This window comes from Streptomyces sp. NPDC041108, assembly GCF_055592645.1.
In genome coordinates, this window is record NZ_JBVIYK010000002.1 from 495,076 (window position 1) to 516,029 (window position 20,954).

Below are 20,954 nucleotides of genomic sequence, written 5' to 3' on the forward strand. Positions count from 1 at the left end.
CCGCGTATGGGCGGACATTGCGGGTAACGTCTGCGCATGCGTGAGCAGTTGAGGGTGGCGGCCTACGCCGTGTGCGTCCGCGAGGAGCGGCTGTTGCTCGCCCGCTGGGTCTCCCGGGACGGCCTGCGCAGGTGGACCCTGCCCGGCGGCGGCATGGAGCACGGCGAGGACCCCTACGACACGGTCGTCCGCGAGGCGGCCGAGGAGACCGGCTACGCCGTCGAACCCACCGCGCTCCTCGGCATCGACACCACCAGGCGCCAGGACTCCGGCCGCCTGGGCGCCCGCGTCGACTTCCAGGCCCTGCGCATCGTCTACGAGGCCCGGGTCACCGGCGGCGACCTCCGCCACGAGACCGGCGGCTCCACGGACATGGCCGCCTGGCACCCCTTGGCCGAGGTCGCGGACCTGGACCGGGTGGGCCTGGTCGACGTGGGCCTGCGCCTGTGGAGGGAACGCCCCCGGAACGGCCGTCCGCCGGTGCCCTACCCCGGCAGATGAACACGGAGTGACTCCTTCCCTTCGCTTCCGCTCACATTCGGGAACCTCCGGTGACGCACACCGTCGCCGAAGATCCACGTACGGTGATCGGCGCTGTCCGTTGCGACGTCGTTAACGTCCAGGCCACCCCCGCTGCCAAGCATCGAGGAAGAGCGGGAACCCCACTGCGGCCCACACCGCGGAGCGGCCCCCGCGACCACTTCCGACGCGTTCGCACTCGGGGAGACCGCGCCATGTCGCGCATACGCTCAGTCGCTGCCGCCGCCACCAACCCTGACCGCCGGGCCTTCCTCGCCGCCACCGGCGCGGTCGGCCTCGCCGCGGGGGCCGGCTTCGCCCTGCGGCCGGAGACCGCCGCCCACGCCGCCACTCCCGCCGCCGGGACCGGCGAGATCCCCCTGACGAACCTCTCCAGCAGACAGGCCCCCGCCGCACCCCTCGCGCCGTACACGCGGGGCACGACCCTCGCCTCGGTCGCCGCCCCGCGCAATTCCTCCGGCTACCGCCGCCTCGGCTCCGGCCCGGCCTGGGCGCGGGTCGTACGCGGAGACCTGGCGGCCCCCAAGTCCGGCCGCGAGAAGCGCCGTACGGCACTGGCGTCCTTCGTGCAGTTCACCGACCTGCACGTGGTGGACGTCCAGCACCCGCTGCGCTACGAGTACCTGCGCGCCCAGACCGCCAGCGCCTGGCGTCCGCAGGAGGCGCTGTCCGTGGCCGGCGCGGTCTCGCTCGTCGAGCGGGTGAACGCGCTGCGCGGTGCCCCGGTGACCGGCTCCCCCCTGCACTTCGTCATGACGACCGGCGACAACACCGACAACAACTCAAGAACCGAGCTGGACTGGTTCCTGAAGGTGATGAGCGGTGGCCGCGTCACCCCCAACTCCGGTGACCCGCGCCGCTACGAGGGCGTCCAGAACAGCGGCCTCAAGCTCTACTGGCAGCCCGACGCCGCCCTGCGCGACGCCGACAAGCAGCTCGGCTTCCCCCGCCTGAACGGCTTTCTCGCCGCCGCGATCCGCGAGGTCAACAGCCCCGGCCTGAACGTCCCCTGGTACTCCACGGTCGGCAACCACGACTCCCTCCCCGGCGGCTGCTACGCCCCCGGCGACTCCTGGTTCGCCGACTTCGCGGTCGGCGGCCGGAAGCTGATGACGCTGGACGAGCGGGTCGGCAAGGCCCTCTGGGACAACGTCAAGAGCGGCGGCGACCCCCGGGGCGCCGAGTGGAAGGCCGTCCTCAAGGCCCAGGCGAAGAAGATGCGCGCGGTCACCCCGGACGAGGGCCGTGCCCCCTTCACCCCGCGGGACTACCTGAAGGCCCACCTGGACCCGGCCCACACCGGCCCCGGCCCGGTCGGCCACGGCTACTCGCAGGCCAACCTGGACGCCCGCACCCAGTACTACGCCTTCCGTATCGGCGACGACGTCATCGGCATCAGCCTCGACTCCACCGACCCCGGCGGCCACTACGAGGGATCGCTCGGCACGGCCCAGCTCAAGTGGCTGGACCGCACCCTGAAGGAGGCGGCCAAGGACGGTTCCCACGCCGTCGTGTTCAGCCACCACACCAGTGCCTCGATGCGCAACCTCCGCAAGGACCCCACGAGTCCCGGTGAGGCCCGCCACAGCGGTGACGAGGTGCTGTCCCTGCTCGGTCGTCATCGCAACGTCCTGGCCTGGGTGAACGGCCACAGCCACCGCAACCGCATCACCCCGCACTCGGCCTCGGGCGGCGGCTCCTTCTGGGAGATCTCCACGGCCTCCCACATCGACTTCCCCCAACTCGCCCGCGTCATCGAGCTGGTGGACAACAAGGACGGCACGATCTCCCTGTTCACGACCCTGATCGAATCGGCCGCCCCGCACGCCACCGATTTCACGGACCTCTCGCAGACCGGTCTCGCCGCCCTCTACCGCGAGCTGTCCTACAACGCGCCAGGCCGCCGCGACACGCTCACCGGCACCCCCCGCGACCGCAACACGGAACTCGTCCTGCGCAAGGGCTGAAAACCGCTCAACCGGCGCACCCCGCTCAACCTGCCGGGTACCGCCGGTGTCCCCCTCCCCGACCGGTCGTTCCCGGAGCCGCCGGGAACACCGGGCGAAGGGGGAGGACGACATGTCAGTACGCACAGGCCGGCGCGGGGCTCTGCTGGTCACCACCGCCGTGACCGCCGCACTGGCGCTGGCCGCCCCGGCGGTGGCGGCCGTGCCCACGGGGACCTCGGCCGGAGGCGACCACCGCGCCACCCGGAAGGCGATGGACGCCAATGTGGAGAGCGGTGTCGTCGGCGTCACCGTCCAGGCCAAGGACGCCCGCGGCGTCTGGAAGGCCGCCGCGGGCACCGGCGACCTGAGGACGGGCGAACCGCGCTCCGCCCGCGACCACTTCCGCATCGGCAGCATCACGAAGACCTTCGTCGCCACCGTGCTGCTCCAACTGGAGGCGGAGGGCAGGCTGTCGCTGGACGACAAGGTCGACAGGTGGCTGCCGGGCGTGGTCCGCGGCAAGGGCCACGACGGCCGCAGGGTGACGCTGCGTCAACTCCTCAACCACACCAGCGGGATCGCCGAGTACACCTCCGACGAGCGGTTCGTGAAGGACGTCTTACTCGCCGAGGGCTTCCTGAAGAACCGCTACCGCACCTGGAGCCCGCGCGAGCTGGTCGGCATCGCCATGAAGCACGAACCCACCTTCGCCCCCGGCACCGACTGGAGCTACTCCAACACCAACTACGTGCTCGCCGGCATGGTGATCGAGAAGGCCACGGGCCGCGGATACGGCGACGAGATCCGCGCCCGCGTGATCGAGCCGCTCGGCCTGGGCGACACCGAGGTCCCCGGCACGGCGCCCACCCTCCCGGGCCCGCACGGCCGCGCCTACTCCAAGCTGGCGGAGACGGCGGACGGCCGGACGTACGACGTCACGAGGCTCAACCCCTCGATCGCGGGCGCGGCGGGCGGGATGGTCTCCGACGCCGACGACCTCAACCGTTTCGTCTCGGCCCTGCTGCGGGGCACATTGCTGCCCAGGAAACAGCTCGCCGAGATGAAGGACGTGATCCCGCTCGACGGCGACCGCGGCGGCTACGGCCTCGGGCTCATCACCTACAAGCTCTCCTGCGGTGTCCGGCTGTGGGGCCACAGCGGCGGTATCCACGGCTCCCTCTCCGAAGCCGTCACCACGGCCGACGGCCGCCACACCCTCACCTACAACTTCAACAGCGACTGGACGGGCGACAGCACGCCGATCATGGAGGCGGAGTTCTGCGGCGGGTAGCGGCCCCCGTCCCGTACACGCCCGTCCCGTCCATGTGTCCCGCACGATGAGGAAGGGCCGCCGGCTCGGCCGGCGGCCCTTCCTCTCCCCTCCTGATGTCCCCGGGTTACCCGAACTACCGGGGGAGCACCACGACATACGCGGCCGGATCGCGGTCGCACGACGCCATCAGCGCGGTGCGGACGACGGCCGCCTGCTGCTCCAGGGAGTCACGCAGCTTCCTGGGGCTGATGTGGACGACGGTGATGCCGAGCCGCTCCAGCATCTCGCGCTTACGGGCGTACTCGGACCACAGTGCGTCGTCCTCCTGCCGGGGGGCGCGGGTGTCCAGCTCGACCGCGACGGCCTGCTCCGGCCAGTACGCGTCGAGACCGCCGAGGTGCGGGCCGCCGGGCAGCCGGAGGTCGACGTTCCAGACCGGGTCGGGCAGGGCGTGTTCGCGCACCATCCGGTAGAGGTGGTCCTCCGCGATCGCCCGTCCCTCGGCGAGCAGCGAGTCCACCGCGTCGGCCACGTGCGGACGGTTCAGCAGCCGTGCCGCGGTCAACTCCCGCACCACCGCGACCGGTTCGGTGTGCCCGGCGCGCACCGCCTCCGTCAGCAGCCGGCGCACCGCGCCCGCGTCGGCGAGTTCCCCGACCGCGTCGGCGAGGGCGCGCGGCACGGGGGCGACGGGCAGGCCGGTCACGTACGAGGGGGTCGGCATGGCAGAGGTGCGGACGATCCGTGCGCAGCCCGTGGTCCGCAGCCGGCGCATGCGCGGCACGAGCACGTCGATGGTGTCGAGCGAGGGGAGGGGCGGCGCGGTCGTGAACCCGTGCAGGGTCAGGGCGGCCAGGCCCGTGATCACCGCCTCCGGGTAGCGGGGTGTCGGACGGGGCTCGTCGGCGTTCGGCTGCGTCGGCACCCCGACGGGCGCCGCGACCCCGGTGACCGTCTCGCGGAACGGTGAGCGGGCCGCGTACGAGAGCACCGCGTGCAGACGCTCCTCGGAGGTGGGCGGGCCCGGGTGCAGCAGGAACACACCCGGCAGGAGCTGCTGCCAGGAACCGCCGGGCCGGCACAGCTCGTTCGTCTCGGCGGCGGTGACACCCTGCGCGCGCAGCTGCGCGGCCGTCAGCACCCGGCGCGTGACGTCCGAGAGGCGACGGAGGGGGCGGGGGGAGAGCGGGGTGTTGTGGGTCATGCCCCGGAGGTTCCCGCTCCGGAGCCGTGGATTAACCGCTGTTACAGGCTCGTCGACAAATCCGGACAAGACCACACTAAAGTACGTGCGTTCGACTGCCGATATCCGCTGGTCCGGACGCGATCGGAAAAGGTTACGGCTCCGATTACCCGAATTCGGTAACCCTCAACCGGGTCGGACCCTCGCCCGCGAGCACCGGTCGCGCGCACCCGGCGCCTGCCGTGCGGCAGCCGCCGGGCGCACAACACACCCCGCCCCGGCGACAGTTACGCCGCGGCCTCCGCCGCCGTGTCACATGCCTGCGCCCGCAGCGCCCGCGCCAGATCGTCCCGCGCCTCCAGCACGAGCCTGCGCAGCGCCGGCGCCGCCTTCTCGTGCGCGGCGAGCCACGCGTCCGTCGCGTCCAGCGTTCCCCGGGAGTCCTGCAGCGACGGGAACAGCCCCCGCACCACGTCCATCCCGATCTGGATGGACCGCTCGGCCCACACCCGCTCGATCACCTCGAAGTACTTCGCGGCGTAGGGTGCCACCAGCTCCCGCTGGGAGGGCCGCCCGAACCCCGCGATCGTCGCCTCGACCAGCGCGTTGGACATCGTGTCCGACTCCACGACCGAGACCCACGCCTGCGCCTTGACCGCCGCGGACGGCCGCGCCGCCAGACACCGCACCTGGTGCCGCTTCCCGGACGCCGTGTCGTCCCGTGCCAGCTCGGCGGCCAGCATCGCCTCGTCGGCGACCCCGTGCGTCGCCAGCGGCTCCAGGAACGCCCACCGCAGCTCCTGGTCGACGTCCAGCCCGTCGATCTTCTCGGTCCCGGCCAACAGCCCCCGGAGCAACGCCAGATCGCCCTCGCCCGAGGCCACCGAGGCGAAGAAACGGGCCCACGTCAGCTGGTGCTGACTGCCTGCCTCGGCCGCCAGCAGCTCCCGCAGCGCCCCCTCCGCCAGGAGCCGGCCGCCGGTCTCCCGCCATCCGTGCGCCGCGTAGTGCGTGAGCGCCGACCCGGCCCACGCGTGCAGCATCTGCAGCACCCCGATGTCGGACTCCCGCCCCGCGAACCGCAGGACGAGGTCGACGAAGTCCCGTGCCGGAAGCAGCGCGTCCCGCGTCAGGTTCCACAGCGCCGACCAGCACAGCGCCCGGGCCAGCGGGTCGGAGACGTCCCCGAGCCCGGCCCGCAGCGTGTCCAGCGACCCCGCGTCGAACCGGATCTTGCAGTACGTCAGGTCGTCGTCGTTGACCAGCACCAGCTCGGGTGCCTCGGCCCCGGCCAGCTCGCCCACGACCGTACGCGGCCCGTCCACGTCCACCTCGGCCCGCGCGTACCGCTCCAGCGGGCCCCCTTCGGCGCCCCGCCGGTACAGGCCGATCGCCACCCGGTGCGGCCGCAGCTCCGGGTGCGACTCGGCGGCCTCCTGCACCACGGCCAGCTCCTCGATCCGGCCGTCGGCGGCGAGCAGCACCTGCGGGGTGAGGGAGTTGACGCCGGCCGTCTGCAGCCACGCGCGCGACCAGGACACCATGTCCCGCCCGCTGGTCTCCTCCAGCACCGACAGCAGGTCGCCCAGCTTCGTGTTGCCGTACGCGTTCCGCTTGAAGTAGCGCCGGGCGCCCTCCAGGAACGCGTCGCGCCCCACGTACGCCACCAGCTGCTTGAGCACGGAGGCGCCCTTGGCGTACGTGATGCCGTCGAAGTTGAGTTTCGCGTCCTCCAGGTCACGGATGTCGGCCGTGACGGGGTGGGTGGAGGGCAGCTGGTCGGCGCGGTACGCCCAGGACTTGCGGTTGTTGGCGAAGGTGACCCAGCCGTTGGTGAAGCGCGTGGCCTCGACCATCGAGAAGGACCCCATGAAGTCGGCGAAGGACTCCTTCAGCCACAGGTCGTCCCACCACACCATGGTCACCAGGTCGCCGAACCACATGTGCGCCATCTCGTGCAGGACGACGTTGGCCCGCCGCTCGTACGACGCCCGCGTGACCTTGCCGCGGAAGATGAACTCCTCGCGGAAGGTGACGAGTCCCGGGTTCTCCATCGCGCCGAGGTTGTACTCGGGCACGAACGCCTGGTCGTACTTCCCGAACGGGTACGGGTAGTCGAAGTGGTCGTGGAAGAAGTCCAGGCCCTGCTTGGTGATCAGGAAGACGTCGTCGGAGTCGAAGTAGGGGGCGAGACCCTTGCGGCACATCGCGCCGAGGGGGATCTCCAGCCGCGTACCGTCCTCGAAGACCCGCTCGTAGGTGTCCGTCACGTAGTGGTACGGGCCCGCGACGAACGCCGTGATGTACGTCGAGATCGGCTTCGTCTCCGCGAAGCGCCACACCCCGTCCGTCCGCTCACCGGCGCCGTTGCTCCACACGACCCAGTCCTCCGGTGCCCGCACCTCGAAGCGGAAGGGGGCCTTGAGGTCCGGCTGCTCGAAGTTGGCGAAGACCCGGCGGGAGTCGGCCGGCTCGTACTGGGTGTAGAGGTAGACCTCGCCGTCCTCGGGGTCGACGAAGCGGTGCATGCCCTCGCCCGTGCGGGAGTAGGCGCACTGCGCGTCGACCACCAGCTCGTTCTCGGCGGCCAGGTCGTCGAGGGTGATCCGGGAGCCGTCGAAGACCTCGCTCGGGTCGAGATCCTTGCCGTTGAGGGAGACGGCCGTCACACTCGGCGCGATCAGATCGGCGAAGCTGCCGGCGCCCGGCTCGGCGCAGCGGAAGCGGATCGTCGTCACCGAGCGGAAGGTGCGCGGCTCGCCGGCCGCGCCACCCGCCTCGCCGACGGCGGACCGCAGGTCGAGCGAGACCTCGTAACCGTCGACGGACAGCAGCGCGGCCCGCTCCTGGGCCTCGTCGCGGGACAGATTCTCACCGGGCACGGGGGCACTCCCTCAGGGTGGATTTCAAGCGGTGTTCAGCATGCGGACAGGGCCGATCCTGCCATGCGCACCTGACGGCGGGCAGGTGGGAATGCGACGCCCGGCCGTCGGTGTTGCCAGCTGAGACGACTGCCTTTCGAATGATCCTCCCGAGGAGAAGCATGTCCGAGCAGACCTCCGGCAAGACCCCTGTCGACTTCTGGTTCGACCCGCTGTGCCCTTGGGCCTGGATGACCTCGCGGTGGGTCCTGGAGGTGGAGAAGGTCCGGGACATCGAGGTCCGCTGGCACCTGATGAGCCTCGCGGTGCTGAACGAGCCCAAGATCGACGAGCTGCCCGAGGAGTACCGCGAGCTGCTGGAGAAGAAGGCGTGGGGTCCGGTACGGATCGTCATAGCCGCCCAGCAGGAGCACGGCGCCGAGGTCCTCGGTGACCTCTACACCGCGATGGGCACGCGGATCCACAACCAGGGCGAGGGCCCGGAGAAGGAGACGGTCGCCGCCGCCCTGAAGGACGTGGGCCTGCCCGACTCCCTCATGGACCACTGGGACGCCACCCCGTACGAGCCGCAGCTTCGGGCCTCCCACCAGGAGGGCATCGACAAGGTCGGCCAGGACGTCGGCACCCCCGTCATCGCCGTCCCCGGCGCCGACGGCGAGCAGATCGCCTTCTTCGGCCCGGTCGTCACCCCCGCCCCCAAGGGCGAGGAGGCCGCCAAGCTCTGGGACGGCACCCTCCTCGTCGCCTCGGTCCCCGGCTTCTACGAGCTCAAGCGCACCCGCACCAAGGGACCGGACTTCAGCAACCTCGTCTGACCGGCGGCCGGGTCACCGGAAGGATTCGGGAAGGGTCAGGCCCTCCCTCTGCTTTCCGTACGGCTGGACGAACAGGCAGCGGCCCTTCTCGCCGTGGTTGGCGCAGCGCCACCAGCCGGCCGGGTTCTTGCCCAGGGACGTGAGGTACGCCCGCACCTCCTTGTCGGCCTTGTGGAACGGCAGGGGCTTGCCTCCCCCACAAGGAGGACAGTGCTTGTAGCTCGTCTCCATGCGACCTCCCGGATCCGGTCGGCCGGATCGGGAATCCGGCCGGAAACGGGAGCATAGGGCGAAAAGTCAGGAATCCGTCAGACCGGAACCCGTCCCGCCGGTGGCGTTTTCCGGCACCCGGACAGGCGAGAACCCCCGCGAGTCACGACCTCGCGGGGGTTCTCCCCCATCTGCCTGCCGGTGAAGGGTGAGAAGACGATCACGAGCAGGACACCCCGGTGGGCCCCGGGTCAGGGGGCCGGGAGCAGCACGTCCGCGCGCTCCTTGGCGGCGGCGTGACGGCGGGCCACGTCCTGCCAGTTGACGACGGCCCACATGGCGTCGATGAAGTCGACCTTCTGGTTCCTGTACTGCAGGTAGAAGGCGTGCTCCCAGGCGTCGAAGACCAGGATCGGGATGGAGCCCTGGCCGACGTTGCCCTGATGGTCGTAGACCTGCTCGACGATCAGGCGCCCGCTGAGCGGCTCGTGGGCGAGGACGCCCCAGCCCGAACCCTGAGTGGTCGCCGACGCCTTGGTCAGCTGCGCCTTGAAGCCCGCGAAGGAGCCGAAGGACTCGGCGATGGCGTCCGCCAGTTCGCCCACACCGTCCGCGGCCAGCGGCTCGCCGCCGCCGTCCTTCGGACCGGTCATGTTCTGCCAGTAGATCGAGTGCAGGATGTGGCCGGAGAGATGGAAGGCCAGGTTCTTCTGCAGGCCGTTGACCGCCCCCCAGCTCTCCTTGTCCCGCGCCTCGGCCAGTTGCTCCAGCGTGTCGTTCGCGCCCTTGACGTACGCCGCGTGGTGCTTGTCGTGGTGCAGCTCGATGATCTCGGGGCTGATCACGGGGGCGAGCGCCGCGTAGTCGTACGGAAGCTCCGGGAGCGTGTAGACGGGCATGGGGTCCCCTCCGACCTCTTATTGCAATGTACTTGCAACTGCAGGCTAGCAGCAAGAGACTGTGGGGGCGTGCCGGAGCACGCGAAAAGGGCCCTCGCGCGAACCGACCGTCCGTCCTCCGCGCAAGGGCCCTGAAGCGTGCGAGCCGAACCGGCCCTAGGCGGCCACGGCCACCCTCTCCCGCCGTGCGGCCACGGACGTGTAGTGCGAGGCGTCGCCCTCGATCGAGTGGCTCTCCCCGCCGTCGATGCCCACCGGCACGTCACCGGCGACGGTCACCCGGTGCAGCCGGCGCGGCAGGCCGTCGTAGTTGTCGATGGCGTAGTGCTGGGTGATGCGGTTGTCGAAGACGACCAGCTGGTTCTCCGACCAGCGGTGGCGCAGCACGTTCTCCGGCCGGGTCACGTACGACTGGAGCAGGTCGAGGATCTTGCGGGACTCGCCGAGCGAGAGGCCCACGATCCGCTGCGCGAACCCGCCGATGAACAGCCCGCGTTCACCGGTGAGGGGGTGGACACGGACGACCGGGTGGACCGTGCGGTACTTGATCGAGGTGAACCGGGCGCGCTGCTCGGCCCGTTCCGCGTCGATCTCCTCGTCGGGCACCGCGTAGTCGTAGTCGTTGGTGTGCTCGGCCCACAGGCCGTCGGCCAGCCGCCGCAGTGGCTCGGGCAGGTCCCGGTAGGCCGCCGCCGAGTTGGCGATCAGGGTCTCGCCGCCGTACGGCGGGATCGTGATGCTGCGCAGCGTGGTCGCCTGCGGCGGGTTGAGGACGAACGTGACGTCGGTGTGCCAGTGGTTGGCGCGCCCCCGCTCGCTGTCCACGGGCAGGACGCTCGCCGCGCCCTCGACGGCGGCCACGGTCGGATGGGCGGTGGTGATGTCGCCGAAGTGGCGGACGAAGGTCTGATGGGACGCGTCGTCGAGGGCCACGTCGTCCAGGACGAGTGCCTTGTGCACGTTGAGCGCCTCACGGAGGGCGGCGACCGTCTCCTCGCCGAGGGGCTGGGAGATGTCGACGCCGGAGACACGGGCACCGATGCGGGCGGTGACCTTCTGGATCTCGATGGTCATGGCGTGCTTCCTTTCACGGGCGGGACTTCGGGGTCCGGCCGGGGCCGGTCGGGGGCGGGCTCGCGGGCTCAGACGAGGGCGGGTGCGGAATCGCGGACGTGCTGGTTGGCGGGGCGCGGCAGGCCGTAGCGGTCCCGCAGGGTCCGGCGCGGGCCGTAGTGGGTGCGCAGCAGACCGCGGGCGCGCAGGATCGGCACGACGTGGTCGACGAAGGCGTCGAGGCCGGAGGGCAGGACCGCGGGCATGATGTTGAAGCCGTCGGCGGCGCCCTGCGTGAACCAGGTCTCGATCTTGTCGGCGACCTGCTCGGGCGTCCCTGCGAAGGTGAGGTGACCACGTCCGCCGCCCAGCCGCCCGATCAGCTCCCGCACGGTGAGCCGGTCCCGCCGGGCCAGCTCGACGACCAGCGTGTAGCGGCTCTTGGCCCCCTCGATCGCACTCTCGGGCGGCAGATCCGCGGGCAGCGGGGCGTCCAGCTCCAGCGAGCCGGCGGGCAGTTGCAGCAGCCGCTCCAGATTGCCCACACCGTGCGTGTACACGATGTGGTCCTCCAGCACCCGCTCGGCCGCCCGCGCCTCGGCCTCCGTGGACCCGAGGACGGGGACGATCCCGGGCAGCACCTTGATGTGCTCGGGGTCCCGGCCGGCCGCCGCCGTACGGGACTTGAGGTCGGCGTAGAAGGCCCGCGCGTCCTCGACGGTCTGCTGCGCGGTGAACACGGCCTCCGCGTACCGGGCCGCGAAGCCCTTGCCGTCCTCGCTCGACCCCGCCTGCACGAGCAGCGGGTAACCCTGGGGCGTACGGGGGACGTTGAGCGGCCCCTCGACACTGAAGTACGTCCCCCTGTGCCGGGGCGGATGGATCTTCGTGTCGTCGGCCCAGACCCCGGACTCCTTGTCGGCGACGATCGCGTCGTCCTCCCAGCTGTCCCAGAGCTTCAGCGCCACGTCGAGGAACTCGGCGGCCCGCGCGTACCGCTGGGCGTGTGCGGGCTCGGCGTCGAGGCCGAAGTTGCGGGCCGCCTCCGCGCCGGCGGTGGTGACGATGTTCCAGCCGGCCCGGCCGCCGCTGAGGATGTCGAGCGAGGCGAACTTGCGGGCCAGGTTGTAGGGGGAGTTGTAGGAGGTGGAGGCGGTGGCGATCAGGCCGATGTGCTCGGTGGCCGTCGCCAGCGCGGTCAGCAGGGTGAGCGGTTCCAGGGCGCCCGCCGGACGCTGGCCCACGCTGCCCCACAGCTGGGGGCCGTCGGCCAGGAAGAGCGAGTCGAACGTGCCCCGCTCCGCGATCCGGGCCAGCCGTACGTAGTGGTCCAGCTCGACGTGCGCGTACGGGTCGGACTCCGGCAGCCGCCACGACGCCTCGTGGTGACCGGTGTTCATCAGGAACGCGTTGAGGTGGAGCTGTCGTGCGGGCACTGGTCTGTTCTCCCGGGTCACTGGTGGTCCTCTTTCACGCCGAGCGCGGCCAGCAGCCGTTCGCGGTAGTCGCCCAGCAGGGGGTCCCGGTACGAGCGCGGGTGCGGGCGGTCGATGGTCAGGTCGAGGCCGATGCGGCCCTCTTCGAGCACGAGGACCCGGTCGGCGAGCACGATCGCCTCGTCGACGTCGTGGGTGACGAGCAGGACGGAGGGCCTGTGGCGCTCCCACAGCTGCCTGAGCAGGGTGTGCATCCGGATCCGGGTGAGCGCGTCCAGGGCGCCGAACGGCTCGTCGGCCAGCAGGAGTTCGGGGTCACGGACCAGCGAGCGGGCCAGTGCCGCGCGCTGGGCCTCGCCGCCGGACAGCTCGTTCGGCCAGGCGCGCTCGCGGCCCTTCAGGCCCACCTCGGCGAGCGCCTCACGGCCCCGGACGGCGGCCTCCCTGCCCTCGGTGCCGAGCAGCACGTTGTCCAGCACCCGCCGCCAGGGCAGCAGCCGGGAGTCCTGGAAGACGACGGACACCCGGTCGGGCGCGGTGAGCCGCCCGCTGCCCGCCACCTCGTGGTCGAGCCCCGCGACCGCCCGCAGCAGCGTGCTCTTGCCGGAGCCGCTGTGTCCGAGCAGGGCCACGAACTGTCCGGCGGGGATGTCGAGGTCGATGCCGTCGAGGACCGTGCGGCCGTCGAACGACCGGGTGAGTGCCCGTAGTTGTACGGCGGGACGGTCGACGGTGGCCGTGGCCGTCGCCGACGGCGATTCGGGTCCGGTGGTCGTCAGCTGCTCAGTGTGCGTCGCCATGACAGCACCCTCCGTTCGATGAGACGGACCGCGCTGTCGGAGATCAGGCCGAAGATCCCGTAGACGACCAGGCCGACGAGGATCACGTCGCTCTGGCCGTAGTTCTGGGCCTGGAACATCATGTAGCCGAGTCCGTTGGTGGCGTTGATCTGCTCCAGCACGACCAGGCCCAGCCAGGAGCCGGTCACCCCGAGCCGCAGGCCCACGAAGAAGCCGGGCAGCGCGCCGGGGATGACGATCTGCCGGACGAACCGGAACCTCGACAGGCCCTGCACCTCCGCCAGTTCGACGAAGCGGCTGTCGATGCCGGCCAGCGCGGCATGGGTGTTGAGGTAGATCGGGATGTAGACGACGATGGCGATGATCGCGATCTTGAACGTCTCGCCGATACCCAGCCAGAGGATGAACAGGGGGATCAGGCCCAGCGTCGGGATCGCCCGGTTGAGCTGCACGGTCCCGTCGATCAGCGCCTCGCCGACCCGGCTGAGCCCGGAGGCCAGGGCGAGCGCGACACCGGCGGTCAGCCCGATCACGAACCCGGTTCCGGCCCGCTGCAACGAGGTCAGGACGTCGGTCTGCAGCGTGCCGTCGGTCCACAGGTGGACGCCCGTCTCCAGCACCGTCCAGGGCGCCGGGACCGCGGCCCGATCGAGCTGCCCGGCGGCGGAGGCGAGAGCCCAGAGGGCGAGGAACAGCACCGGCCCGACGAGCCGGGAGGCGGGCAGCCGCTTGCCGGGGGAGAGACGCCGGCGCCTGCGGACCTGGGAGGTCCGCTCGGTGGCGGGAGACGGAGCGGGAGCCGTGGCGGGGACGGCCTCGGCGGGGCCGGTGGAGCGGGGGGCGGGGGCGGTGGAGGCGGTGGGGGTGGCGGCGACGGTCGCGGGGGCCCCGGTGGCCGTCGAGGCACCCGTGGTCACGGCGCTCACTTCCGGTACTCCGCGGGCACGGCCTTCGCCGCGATCCCCTCGAACCGCCGGTCGAACAGCGAGCCGACGTCGAACTTCTTCACGAAGCCGCCCTCCGCCAGCAGATCCGCGGTCTCCTGCTCCCACTTGATCGCCTCGTCCCAACTCGGCGGGAACAGCGGCTTGTTGGCGAGCGCGGTGATCGACTCGGCCTGGGGGAGCGTCAGGTTCTGGGTTTTCACGTAGAACTCCTTGTTCCAGATGTCCGGGTTCTCGTACTGCCAGACCGCGCCCTTCGCCCAGTACGGGATGTACGCGGCGACGGCGGCCACCTTCGCGGAGTCGCCCAGCACGGAGGCCGGCGCCCACAGCAGGTTGAGCAGGTCCACCACGTCGGTGGGGATCGTGCGGGCGCCCTTGGCCCGGTACTGCTGCAGATAGGCGGGAGCCTGCTGGTTGGCGAGCGGCGCGACGTCGACCTGACCCGACTGCAGCGCGGTCAGGAACTGGTTGCTGGTGAGCGGGACGAGTTCCGCGTCGTCGTAGGCGAGGCCCGCCTCCTTCAACGCCCGCAGAAGGACGACACCCTGTGCCTGTCCCTGGGAGAAGGCGAGCTTCTTGCCCCGGAAATCCTTGACCGAGGTGATGTCGCTCCCGGGCTTGGTGGCGAAGAGATAGTTCGGCTTACGGGTGACGTTGATCGCGACGATCTTCGCGTCGTATCCCTGGTAATGCGCCTGGATCGGCGGAATTCCCGCGTTGTTGGCGACGTCCAGCGAACCGGCGCGAAAAGCGTTGATGACGTCGGGTCCCGCGCCGATGTTCGCCCAACTGCTCACCTTGAAAGGCAGATCGTCGAGTTTCGCCAGCTTGAGCTGCAACTCCTGCTGACTCTGGAAGGAGGCGATCTTCAGGCTCGTACCCGAGGGCACCTTGGTGGGCAGGGGCGCGTCCGCGGCCGTCCGGGCGGTCGCCGCGCTGCTGTCGGCGCAACCGCTGAGCCCGGCCGCCGCGGCCGTGACGCCGAGGAGGGAGGTGAGGAAGAGTCGCCGGTCGAGACCGGGCGCGGCGGAAGAGGACATGGGAGAACCCCCAGGGGAAACGGCGAGAACGGTGGGCAGTGACGGAACGCGCACGGAAGCGATCCGCGCAGGCGGACACAAGCCGTGCCGGCGCGAGCCGTGCGGACGGTGTGAGAGCCGGCGCGGAGCGAAGCCGCGAAGCTGTCAGGAGAAACGGTGGAGCGAAGCTGCGGAAGGGGAATTCACGCAGGAGGAAGTGCCGCGTCGGCCGGAGTGCGAGAGACACTCCGGATCGGAGTGCGAGAGACACTCCGGAACGTCAACGTGTCAGCAACAGAGGGTGCGACAACTCGTGAGCAGCATGAATACGATGTTCCCGGTCCTCGGTATTGCCTGTCAACATTCGGAGTTTCTGAATTAACGGGTCTCGGCCGAGGCGCGGTCGAGACGGGCCAAGGCCCCCAGCGGGTCCCGGTAGAGCACGTCCAGGGCGACCGCCCCGCCCGCCGCGGCCAGCACGGAGTCGGGGAAGCTCGTGGGCCCCACGGCCGCCGCCCGGTCCGGCCCGACGGTCTCGTGCAGCGCGGCGAGACAGTCCTCCCGGCCGATGATCCCGATCTCGGTGACGACGACGGTCTCCGGGTTCAGCACGTCGAGCAACAGCTCCACCGCCCGCCCCACCAGCCGCGCCCGCTCCACCAGCAGCCCCGCGGCCACGGTGTCGCCACCGGCCGCCGCCTCCAGCACCCGCATCGGGTTCGAGCCGTCGATGACCCCGGCCGCCCGCGCCCGCCGGCACAGCGTGCGCTCGCTCAACTCGGCCTGGAGGCACCCGGTCCGCCCGCACGCGCAGGGTTCGGTGCCGCCGGGCAGCGGGAGATGGGCGATCGCCCCGGCCTGCGAGCGGGGCCCATGATGCACCTCGTCGTTGGTCGCGAACGCCGCGTCGACCATGTTGCCGACGAACAGATGCAGCACGCTCCGGCTGCCCCGCGCCCGCCCGAACAGCTGCTCCGCGCCCACCAACGCCCGCGCGTGCCCGTCCACATGGACCGGCAGCCCGGTGAGGGCGCCGAGGATCTCCCGTACCGGCACCTCGCGCCAGCCCAGCAGCGGATGCTCGACGACGGTCCCGGTCTCCCGGTCCACCCAGCCGCCGGCCGCGAAGCCGACGGCCAGGGGCCGGCAGCCCGGCGCGGCGTCCAGCAGGGCGCGGAGTTCGTCGGCGGCCCGCGCCAGGACCGCGGCGGGATCGGTGGAGCTGTGCTTCAACCGCCGCTCCTCCACGACGCGTCCGCGCAGATCGAGCAGCGCGACGGTCGTGTAGGGCACGGCCACATGAACCCCGCCCACCACGAACCGCGAGTCGTCCAGGTCGAGGGGCACATGCGGACGCCCCGTCCCCTTGGCCCGCCGGGGCGGTTCGGCCTCACGGATGAGACCGAGCCCCGTGAACCGGGCGCAGTAGTCGGTCACCGAGGCGGGGGAGAGCCCGGTCACCCGGGCGATGTTGCTCCGCGCCACGGGCCCGTGCTCCAGCACGGACCGCAGCACCACGCTGGCGCTGGTCCGCCGCCGGTCGCTGTCGGCGACACGCGGCACGGGGGACGAGGCGGGAGAAGGGGAGGCGGAGGGGGCGGGAGCGTACAGGGTGGGTGCTGCCGCGGCATGGGGCATGACGATCATCCTCGGGAACGGGTCCGACACTGCGCCGTCTCGAAGGGCGAGGCGTGCCGGAGCCACCTCACCCGGGACGGCGACAGGTGGACGTGCCCACGCGTCGCAGATCGACATAGCGACGCGACGAGAAGTACCGGGCCTGAGCAACCATGCGCTCGAAGCTAGCAAAACGGCCCACCGCTGCCCAGACGGCGACCGACGGGCGAGACGGTATCTGTCCACGCCGCCAACCGAATTGGTGAAACCCTACAGATCCCGTGGTACGCGCTTTCGCGGCCAAGGGCACCTCACCTCAGTGACCGGTGTCACGCCGTACCGGGTGTAACAGGCACCCTTTGTTCAGAGTCCACCAAGGCGTCGTTCCCTCCTTTGTCGAATGCTGACGGTGCCCGGTGCACGGGCCCGGGGATAGCGTCACGGTGTCCCAGCCGACTTCACCCGCCGGAGTGAGCCCGAACATGAGCACCGCCGCCACGTCAGCCCGCCCCGGCGAGGTCCTCGCCGACCTCCTGCCCGTCTCCGGCGCCCGCGTGCGCGACCTCGCTCTCGTGGTCGGCGGCGCCGCGCTCACCGGGCTCGCCGCGCAGATCGCCGTGCCCGTGCCGGGCTCCCCGGTCCCGGTCACCGGTCAGACCTTCGCCGCCCTGCTCGTCGGCACCACCCTCGGCGCGAGCCGGGGTGTCGCCTCGCTGAGCCTGTACGCGCTGGCCGGTCTGGCCGGTGTGCCGTGGTTCGCGAACGGCACCTCCGGTGTCGGCGTCTCCTTCGGCTACATCCTCGGCATGATCCTGGCCGTCGCCGCCGTGGGCGCCCTGGCCCGTCGTGGCGGTGACCGCTCGACGCTGCGCATGGCGGGCACGATGCTCGTCGGCGAGGCGATCATCTACGCCGTGGGCGTCCCGTACCTCGCCGCCACCGCCGACATCAGCCTGTCCTCCGCCGTCGCGCTCGGCCTCACGCCCTTCCTGATCGGCGACGCCCTCAAGGCTCTCCTGGCCATGGGGCTGCTGCCGACGGCCTGGAAGCTGCTGAGGAAGTGACGCGGCGCCTCGGCGGCGCCGAGCGGGCGCGGAGCGGACGCCGCTCGGGAAGCACGGCCCTCCGGAAGTAGCACCCCTCGCCCAGAGGTTCGCCGGGCCGGTCACTACGACCGCGCCACGGCGAACCTCTTCTGGCGTCTCAGCAAGCCCGCACGGCCCGACAGCCGGCCTTCCCCTTTTCCCGCTCGGCGGTTCAGGACTCCTGACGGGCCCTGCGCCGGTTCCACCACAGGCCCGCCGCGCCCGCGGAGACGAGCGCCGCCCCGGTCAGGCCGAGCGGCAGCACGCGGTCGGCCGGACCCGTCCGGGGCAGCTCGTCCGGGGCGTCGTCCTTCCCGCCGCCGCCGCTCCCGCCACCGTCACCGCTCCCGCCATCGTCACCGCCGCCCGGGGTGACCGGGCTGTTGTCGGTGCCGAGGAGCAGTGGGGTGGCGGGCTCGTTGGGTGACTGGTCGGTGGCGCCGAACGGCACCGGACCCTGCTGCCAGAAGGTCTTGGAACCATCGGAGTTCTGGACGGGCAGACAGATCTTGCCCTTCTTTCCCAGGTCGTACGTGGCATCGATCGCATACGTCTTCGACTTTCCGGCCGGCAGATCGTCGATCGCGCACGCGAAACCGCTGTTCGCGCCGTCGGGAAGATCTCCGTCCGGAATTGCTGAACATCCTTCGACGTTCTTGACCGTCAGGCCGTCGAAACCGACCACGAGCAGTCGGATTTCGCCACTGGCCTTGCTGCCCTCGTTCTTCACGGCGCCGGTGATTTTCGTTTCCTTCGACGTGTTGTCGACTTTGATCTCCTTGGACAGCAGCGTCGAGAGCTTCACTCCGGACGGTGCCGCGTCCACGGCCTTTCCGCCGTGCCTGCTCAATCCCCCCTCGTCCTCCGCCGACGCCGCGAAGCCGAGGATCAGCACCGACGTGAACGATGCGGTGAGCAGCGATCCGGCGATGACGGCCCTACGATGAGAACTCATGTTCCATCCCCCTTGCGTCCCCCTGGCCGTGCCTGAATTCACGGCCTATGAAGAGGTACCACAAGATTTCTCCGCACTATGCTGATGCGGGGCGAAGTGTGACCAATGCGCGACTTTTTGTTTCTGCTGTGGCATGTGCGGTCAGTTGTTGAAGGGGGGCATGGGGATGCCGGAAATAACGCGGGGCGGTGTTCCGGGTCTTGTGGTGGCCGGCCGTTATCGCCTGGTCGCCATCATCGGCCAAGGTGGAATGGGCCGGGTATGGCGGGCCACCGACGAAATGCTCGACCGGCAGGTCGCCGTCAAGGAAATGCGTATCGACGGTCTCGACCCGGAGGACAGCCGCACCCGGCGCGAGCGAACCCTGCGGGAGGCCAGGGCCACGGCCCGTATCGACCACCCCCACGTCGTGCGCGTCTACGACGTCGTCGACGCGGGCGACCGGCTCTGGATCGTCATGGAACTGGTCGACGGCCGCTCCCTGGAGCAGGTCGTGGCGGAGGACGGCCCCCTCGGCGTGCGGGAGACCGCCCGGATCGGCCTCGAACTCGTCGACGCCCTCGGTCAGGTACACGCGCAGGGCGTCCTGCACCGCGACATCAAACCGGCCAACGTCCTCGTCAAACGCTCGGGCGCCCAGCACGCCGTCCTCACCGACTTCGGCATCGCCGCCATCCAGAACGCCGAGGCCCTCACCATGGCCGGCATGCTCGTCGGCTCCCCGGACTACATGGCACCCGAGCGGGTCACCGGCCGCCCCCAGGGACCGCCCTCCGACCTCTGGTCCCTCGGCGCGACCCTCTGCGCCGCCCTCGGCGGCCGCTCCCCCTTCTCCCGCCCCACCACCCTCGCCACCCTCCACGCGGTCCTCTACGAGGAGCCGGAACTCCCCGCGGCCGCGGGCGCCCTCCACGACATCCTCGCCGCCCTCCTCGCCAAGCAGCCGGAGTCCCGGCCCGGCGTGCCCGAACTCACCGAGACGCTCCGCCGCATCACCACGAACGCGGCAGCGACCACGCGGACGGCCGAGCCGAGGCCGCCGGGCGTGGAAGAGCCGGCCGGCACGCCGGGGACGGCCGGCAAGGCGGGGACGGCCGTCGGAACGGAGGCGCCGGGCTTCGGTGAGCCGGCGACGCGCTCCGCGCCCGGCGCCACGACATCCGCGGCCGGAGCGCGGGACGCGGCGGCCGGTTCCGGGGGAGAAGGAGACCCCGGCAGGGTGCCGGAGGACGGTATCGCCGCGCCCGCGGGGGCGGGCCACACGGAAGCGGAGCCAGTGGCCGCAGCCGGGCGGCCGTTCGCAGGACGTCCGAAGCCGGCCGCTGCGGGGCCGACGCCCCTGAACGGCGCCTCGCGCCCGTCGACCGGTACCACTCGAGATGCCGAGGCGCTGCCCCCACCCACCGGACGCCCCACCCCTGCACCGACACCGACACCGACGGTCCGGAACCGGCCCGCCCCCGAGCCCGCACCGCACCCCCAGCCACGACAGCCCTCCACGCCCGCCCCGGACGCGTACCCGGACCCGGACGCGTACCCCTTCCCCACCCCCCGACCCGACCGGCCCGCCACCCCCACGGACCCCGCCACCCCCACAGCACCCCCGCCGTCCCGGCGAGACAACCGCCGTGCCGGACTCCTCGCGGCCACGGCCCTCGCCGTGACAGCCGCCGTGGCCGCGGTCGTCGTACCGGCGATGAACGGCGCGTCCGACGACAAGAACGACAAGAACGACAGGAGCGACAAGACATCGATCTCGGCCTCCCCCTCCACCGAGCCCCCCACCCGCACCCCCGATCCCACCGTCGCCGGCACCTCGCGCCCGCCCGAACTGCCGCCCGGCGCCCGTACGGAGGCCGGGGTGTTCGCCTGGGTGCCGCCGGAGGGGTTCTCGCGGGAGGTGCACGCCGGCGCGGAGGTGCACTACACCTCGCCCGACGCCCGTCAGGAGATCGTCGGCAAGGCATCCCTCGCGCGCGGCGATCTCCTGGAGCAGTGGCGTGAGAAGGAGAAGAGCACAGGCGAGGGGCCGGGGTACGAACGGATCCGCCTGGAGGAGACCGAGTTCCGCGGCCGGCCCGCCGTCGTGTGGGAGTACACCGTGATCGCCCAGGAACTGCCCTGGCACGTCCGTTCCCTCGGCTTCGACACCGGCGGCAAGTCCTACCAGCTCACCACCTGGTACCACCCCGACATCGAGGACCGCGCCCTCCCGGTCTACGAGAAGGTCGAGAAGACCTTCACCCCTCTCTAGGACGACGAAACGGGGCCCGGCGGCGGACGAACCGCCA

General features: G+C 71.3%; 17 protein-coding genes. 6 read left to right on the plus strand and 11 right to left on the minus strand.

Annotation, left to right across the window (positions count from 1 at the left end; all coding sequences use genetic code 11):
- Positions 1–36 precede the first annotated feature (36 nt).
- The 3 genes from ACZ6BB_RS08140 (at position 37) to ACZ6BB_RS08150 (ending at position 3,780) form a co-directional block, all read left to right on the plus strand.
- The gene (locus ACZ6BB_RS08140; protein ID WP_471614472.1) at positions 37–501 is read left to right on the plus strand and encodes an NUDIX hydrolase; all 465 of its coding nucleotides are present in this window, start codon (positions 37–39) and stop codon (positions 499–501) included.
- 233 nt (positions 502–734) lie between these two features.
- The gene (locus ACZ6BB_RS08145; RefSeq protein ID WP_471614473.1) at positions 735–2,507 is read left to right on the plus strand and encodes a TIGR03767 family metallophosphoesterase; all 1,773 of its coding nucleotides are present in this window, start codon (positions 735–737) and stop codon (positions 2,505–2,507) included.
- A gap of 112 nt (positions 2,508–2,619) precedes the next feature.
- Positions 2,620–3,780 carry a serine hydrolase domain-containing protein gene (locus tag ACZ6BB_RS08150; RefSeq protein WP_471614474.1) on the plus strand — a complete coding sequence of 387 codons (1,161 nt, stop codon included), beginning with the start codon at positions 2,620–2,622 and terminating at the stop codon, positions 3,778–3,780.
- Positions 3,781–3,895: 115 nt separating this feature from the next.
- Here ACZ6BB_RS08150 and ACZ6BB_RS08155 read toward each other — a convergent pair whose 3' ends face one another.
- Together ACZ6BB_RS08155 and pepN are read right to left on the minus strand one after the other, a co-directional pair.
- The gene (locus ACZ6BB_RS08155; RefSeq protein ID WP_471614475.1) at positions 3,896–4,966 is read right to left on the minus strand and encodes a hypothetical protein; all 1,071 of its coding nucleotides are present in this window, start codon (positions 4,964–4,966) and stop codon (positions 3,896–3,898) included.
- 266 nt (positions 4,967–5,232) lie between these two features.
- Positions 5,233–7,827 (minus strand): aminopeptidase N, encoded by a 2,595-nt coding sequence (gene pepN, locus ACZ6BB_RS08160; RefSeq protein ID WP_471614476.1) that lies wholly within the window; start codon positions 7,825–7,827, stop codon positions 5,233–5,235.
- A gap of 161 nt (positions 7,828–7,988) precedes the next feature.
- Between pepN and ACZ6BB_RS08165 the strand changes: the two genes are divergently transcribed.
- Positions 7,989–8,642, plus strand: coding sequence for a mycothiol-dependent nitroreductase Rv2466c family protein (locus tag ACZ6BB_RS08165; RefSeq protein WP_471614477.1), 654 nt, complete (start codon positions 7,989–7,991; stop codon positions 8,640–8,642).
- Positions 8,643–8,654: 12 nt separating this feature from the next.
- On the opposite strand, the gene ACZ6BB_RS08170 is transcribed toward ACZ6BB_RS08165, so the two are convergent.
- The 8 genes from ACZ6BB_RS08170 to ACZ6BB_RS08205 all read right to left on the minus strand — a co-directional run bounded on the left by ACZ6BB_RS08170 (position 8,655) and on the right by ACZ6BB_RS08205 (position 16,644).
- On the minus strand, positions 8,655–8,873 hold the full coding sequence (locus ACZ6BB_RS08170) for a hypothetical protein (protein WP_471614478.1): 219 nt from the start codon (positions 8,871–8,873) through the stop codon (positions 8,655–8,657).
- 230 nt (positions 8,874–9,103) lie between these two features.
- Positions 9,104–9,751 (minus strand): superoxide dismutase, encoded by a 648-nt coding sequence (locus tag ACZ6BB_RS08175; protein WP_471614479.1) that lies wholly within the window; start codon positions 9,749–9,751, stop codon positions 9,104–9,106.
- Between the two features lie 156 nt (positions 9,752–9,907).
- The gene (locus ACZ6BB_RS08180; RefSeq protein WP_471614480.1) at positions 9,908–10,825 is read right to left on the minus strand and encodes a TauD/TfdA dioxygenase family protein; all 918 of its coding nucleotides are present in this window, start codon (positions 10,823–10,825) and stop codon (positions 9,908–9,910) included.
- A 68-nt stretch (positions 10,826–10,893) separates the two neighbouring features.
- Positions 10,894–12,240: an LLM class flavin-dependent oxidoreductase gene (locus ACZ6BB_RS08185; protein ID WP_471614481.1), complete on the minus strand. Its 1,347-nt coding sequence runs from the start codon at positions 12,238–12,240 to the stop codon at positions 10,894–10,896.
- Positions 12,241–12,257: 17 nt separating this feature from the next.
- Complete coding sequence (locus tag ACZ6BB_RS08190; protein ID WP_471614482.1) at positions 12,258–13,040, minus strand: ABC transporter ATP-binding protein; 783 nt, start codon at positions 13,038–13,040, stop codon at positions 12,258–12,260.
- On the minus strand, positions 13,016–13,966 hold the full coding sequence (locus tag ACZ6BB_RS08195; protein WP_471614483.1) for an ABC transporter permease: 951 nt from the start codon (positions 13,964–13,966) through the stop codon (positions 13,016–13,018). Before ACZ6BB_RS08195 ends, ACZ6BB_RS08190 begins: the two co-directional genes overlap by 25 nt.
- The gene (locus ACZ6BB_RS08200; protein WP_471614484.1) at positions 13,963–15,027 is read right to left on the minus strand and encodes an ABC transporter substrate-binding protein; all 1,065 of its coding nucleotides are present in this window, start codon (positions 15,025–15,027) and stop codon (positions 13,963–13,965) included. The genes ACZ6BB_RS08195 and ACZ6BB_RS08200 overlap by 4 nt, the downstream gene beginning before the upstream one ends.
- Positions 15,028–15,384: 357 nt before the next feature.
- Positions 15,385–16,644 (minus strand): ROK family protein, encoded by a 1,260-nt coding sequence (locus tag ACZ6BB_RS08205; protein ID WP_471614485.1) that lies wholly within the window; start codon positions 16,642–16,644, stop codon positions 15,385–15,387.
- A 461-nt stretch (positions 16,645–17,105) separates the two neighbouring features.
- Here ACZ6BB_RS08205 and ACZ6BB_RS08210 point away from each other — a divergent pair, with 461 nt between their 5' ends.
- Complete coding sequence (locus tag ACZ6BB_RS08210; protein WP_471614486.1) at positions 17,106–17,687, plus strand: biotin transporter BioY; 582 nt, start codon at positions 17,106–17,108, stop codon at positions 17,685–17,687.
- 193 nt (positions 17,688–17,880) lie between these two features.
- On the opposite strand, the gene ACZ6BB_RS08215 is transcribed toward ACZ6BB_RS08210, so the two are convergent.
- Positions 17,881–18,663: a cell wall protein gene (locus ACZ6BB_RS08215; RefSeq protein ID WP_471614487.1), complete on the minus strand. Its 783-nt coding sequence runs from the start codon at positions 18,661–18,663 to the stop codon at positions 17,881–17,883.
- Positions 18,664–18,913: 250 nt separating this feature from the next.
- On the opposite strand from ACZ6BB_RS08215, the gene ACZ6BB_RS08220 reads away from it, so the two are divergent.
- Positions 18,914–20,917, plus strand: a complete 2,004-nt coding sequence (locus ACZ6BB_RS08220) for a serine/threonine-protein kinase (protein WP_471614488.1) — start codon at positions 18,914–18,916, stop codon at positions 20,915–20,917.
- Positions 20,918–20,954: the final 37 nt, after the last annotated feature.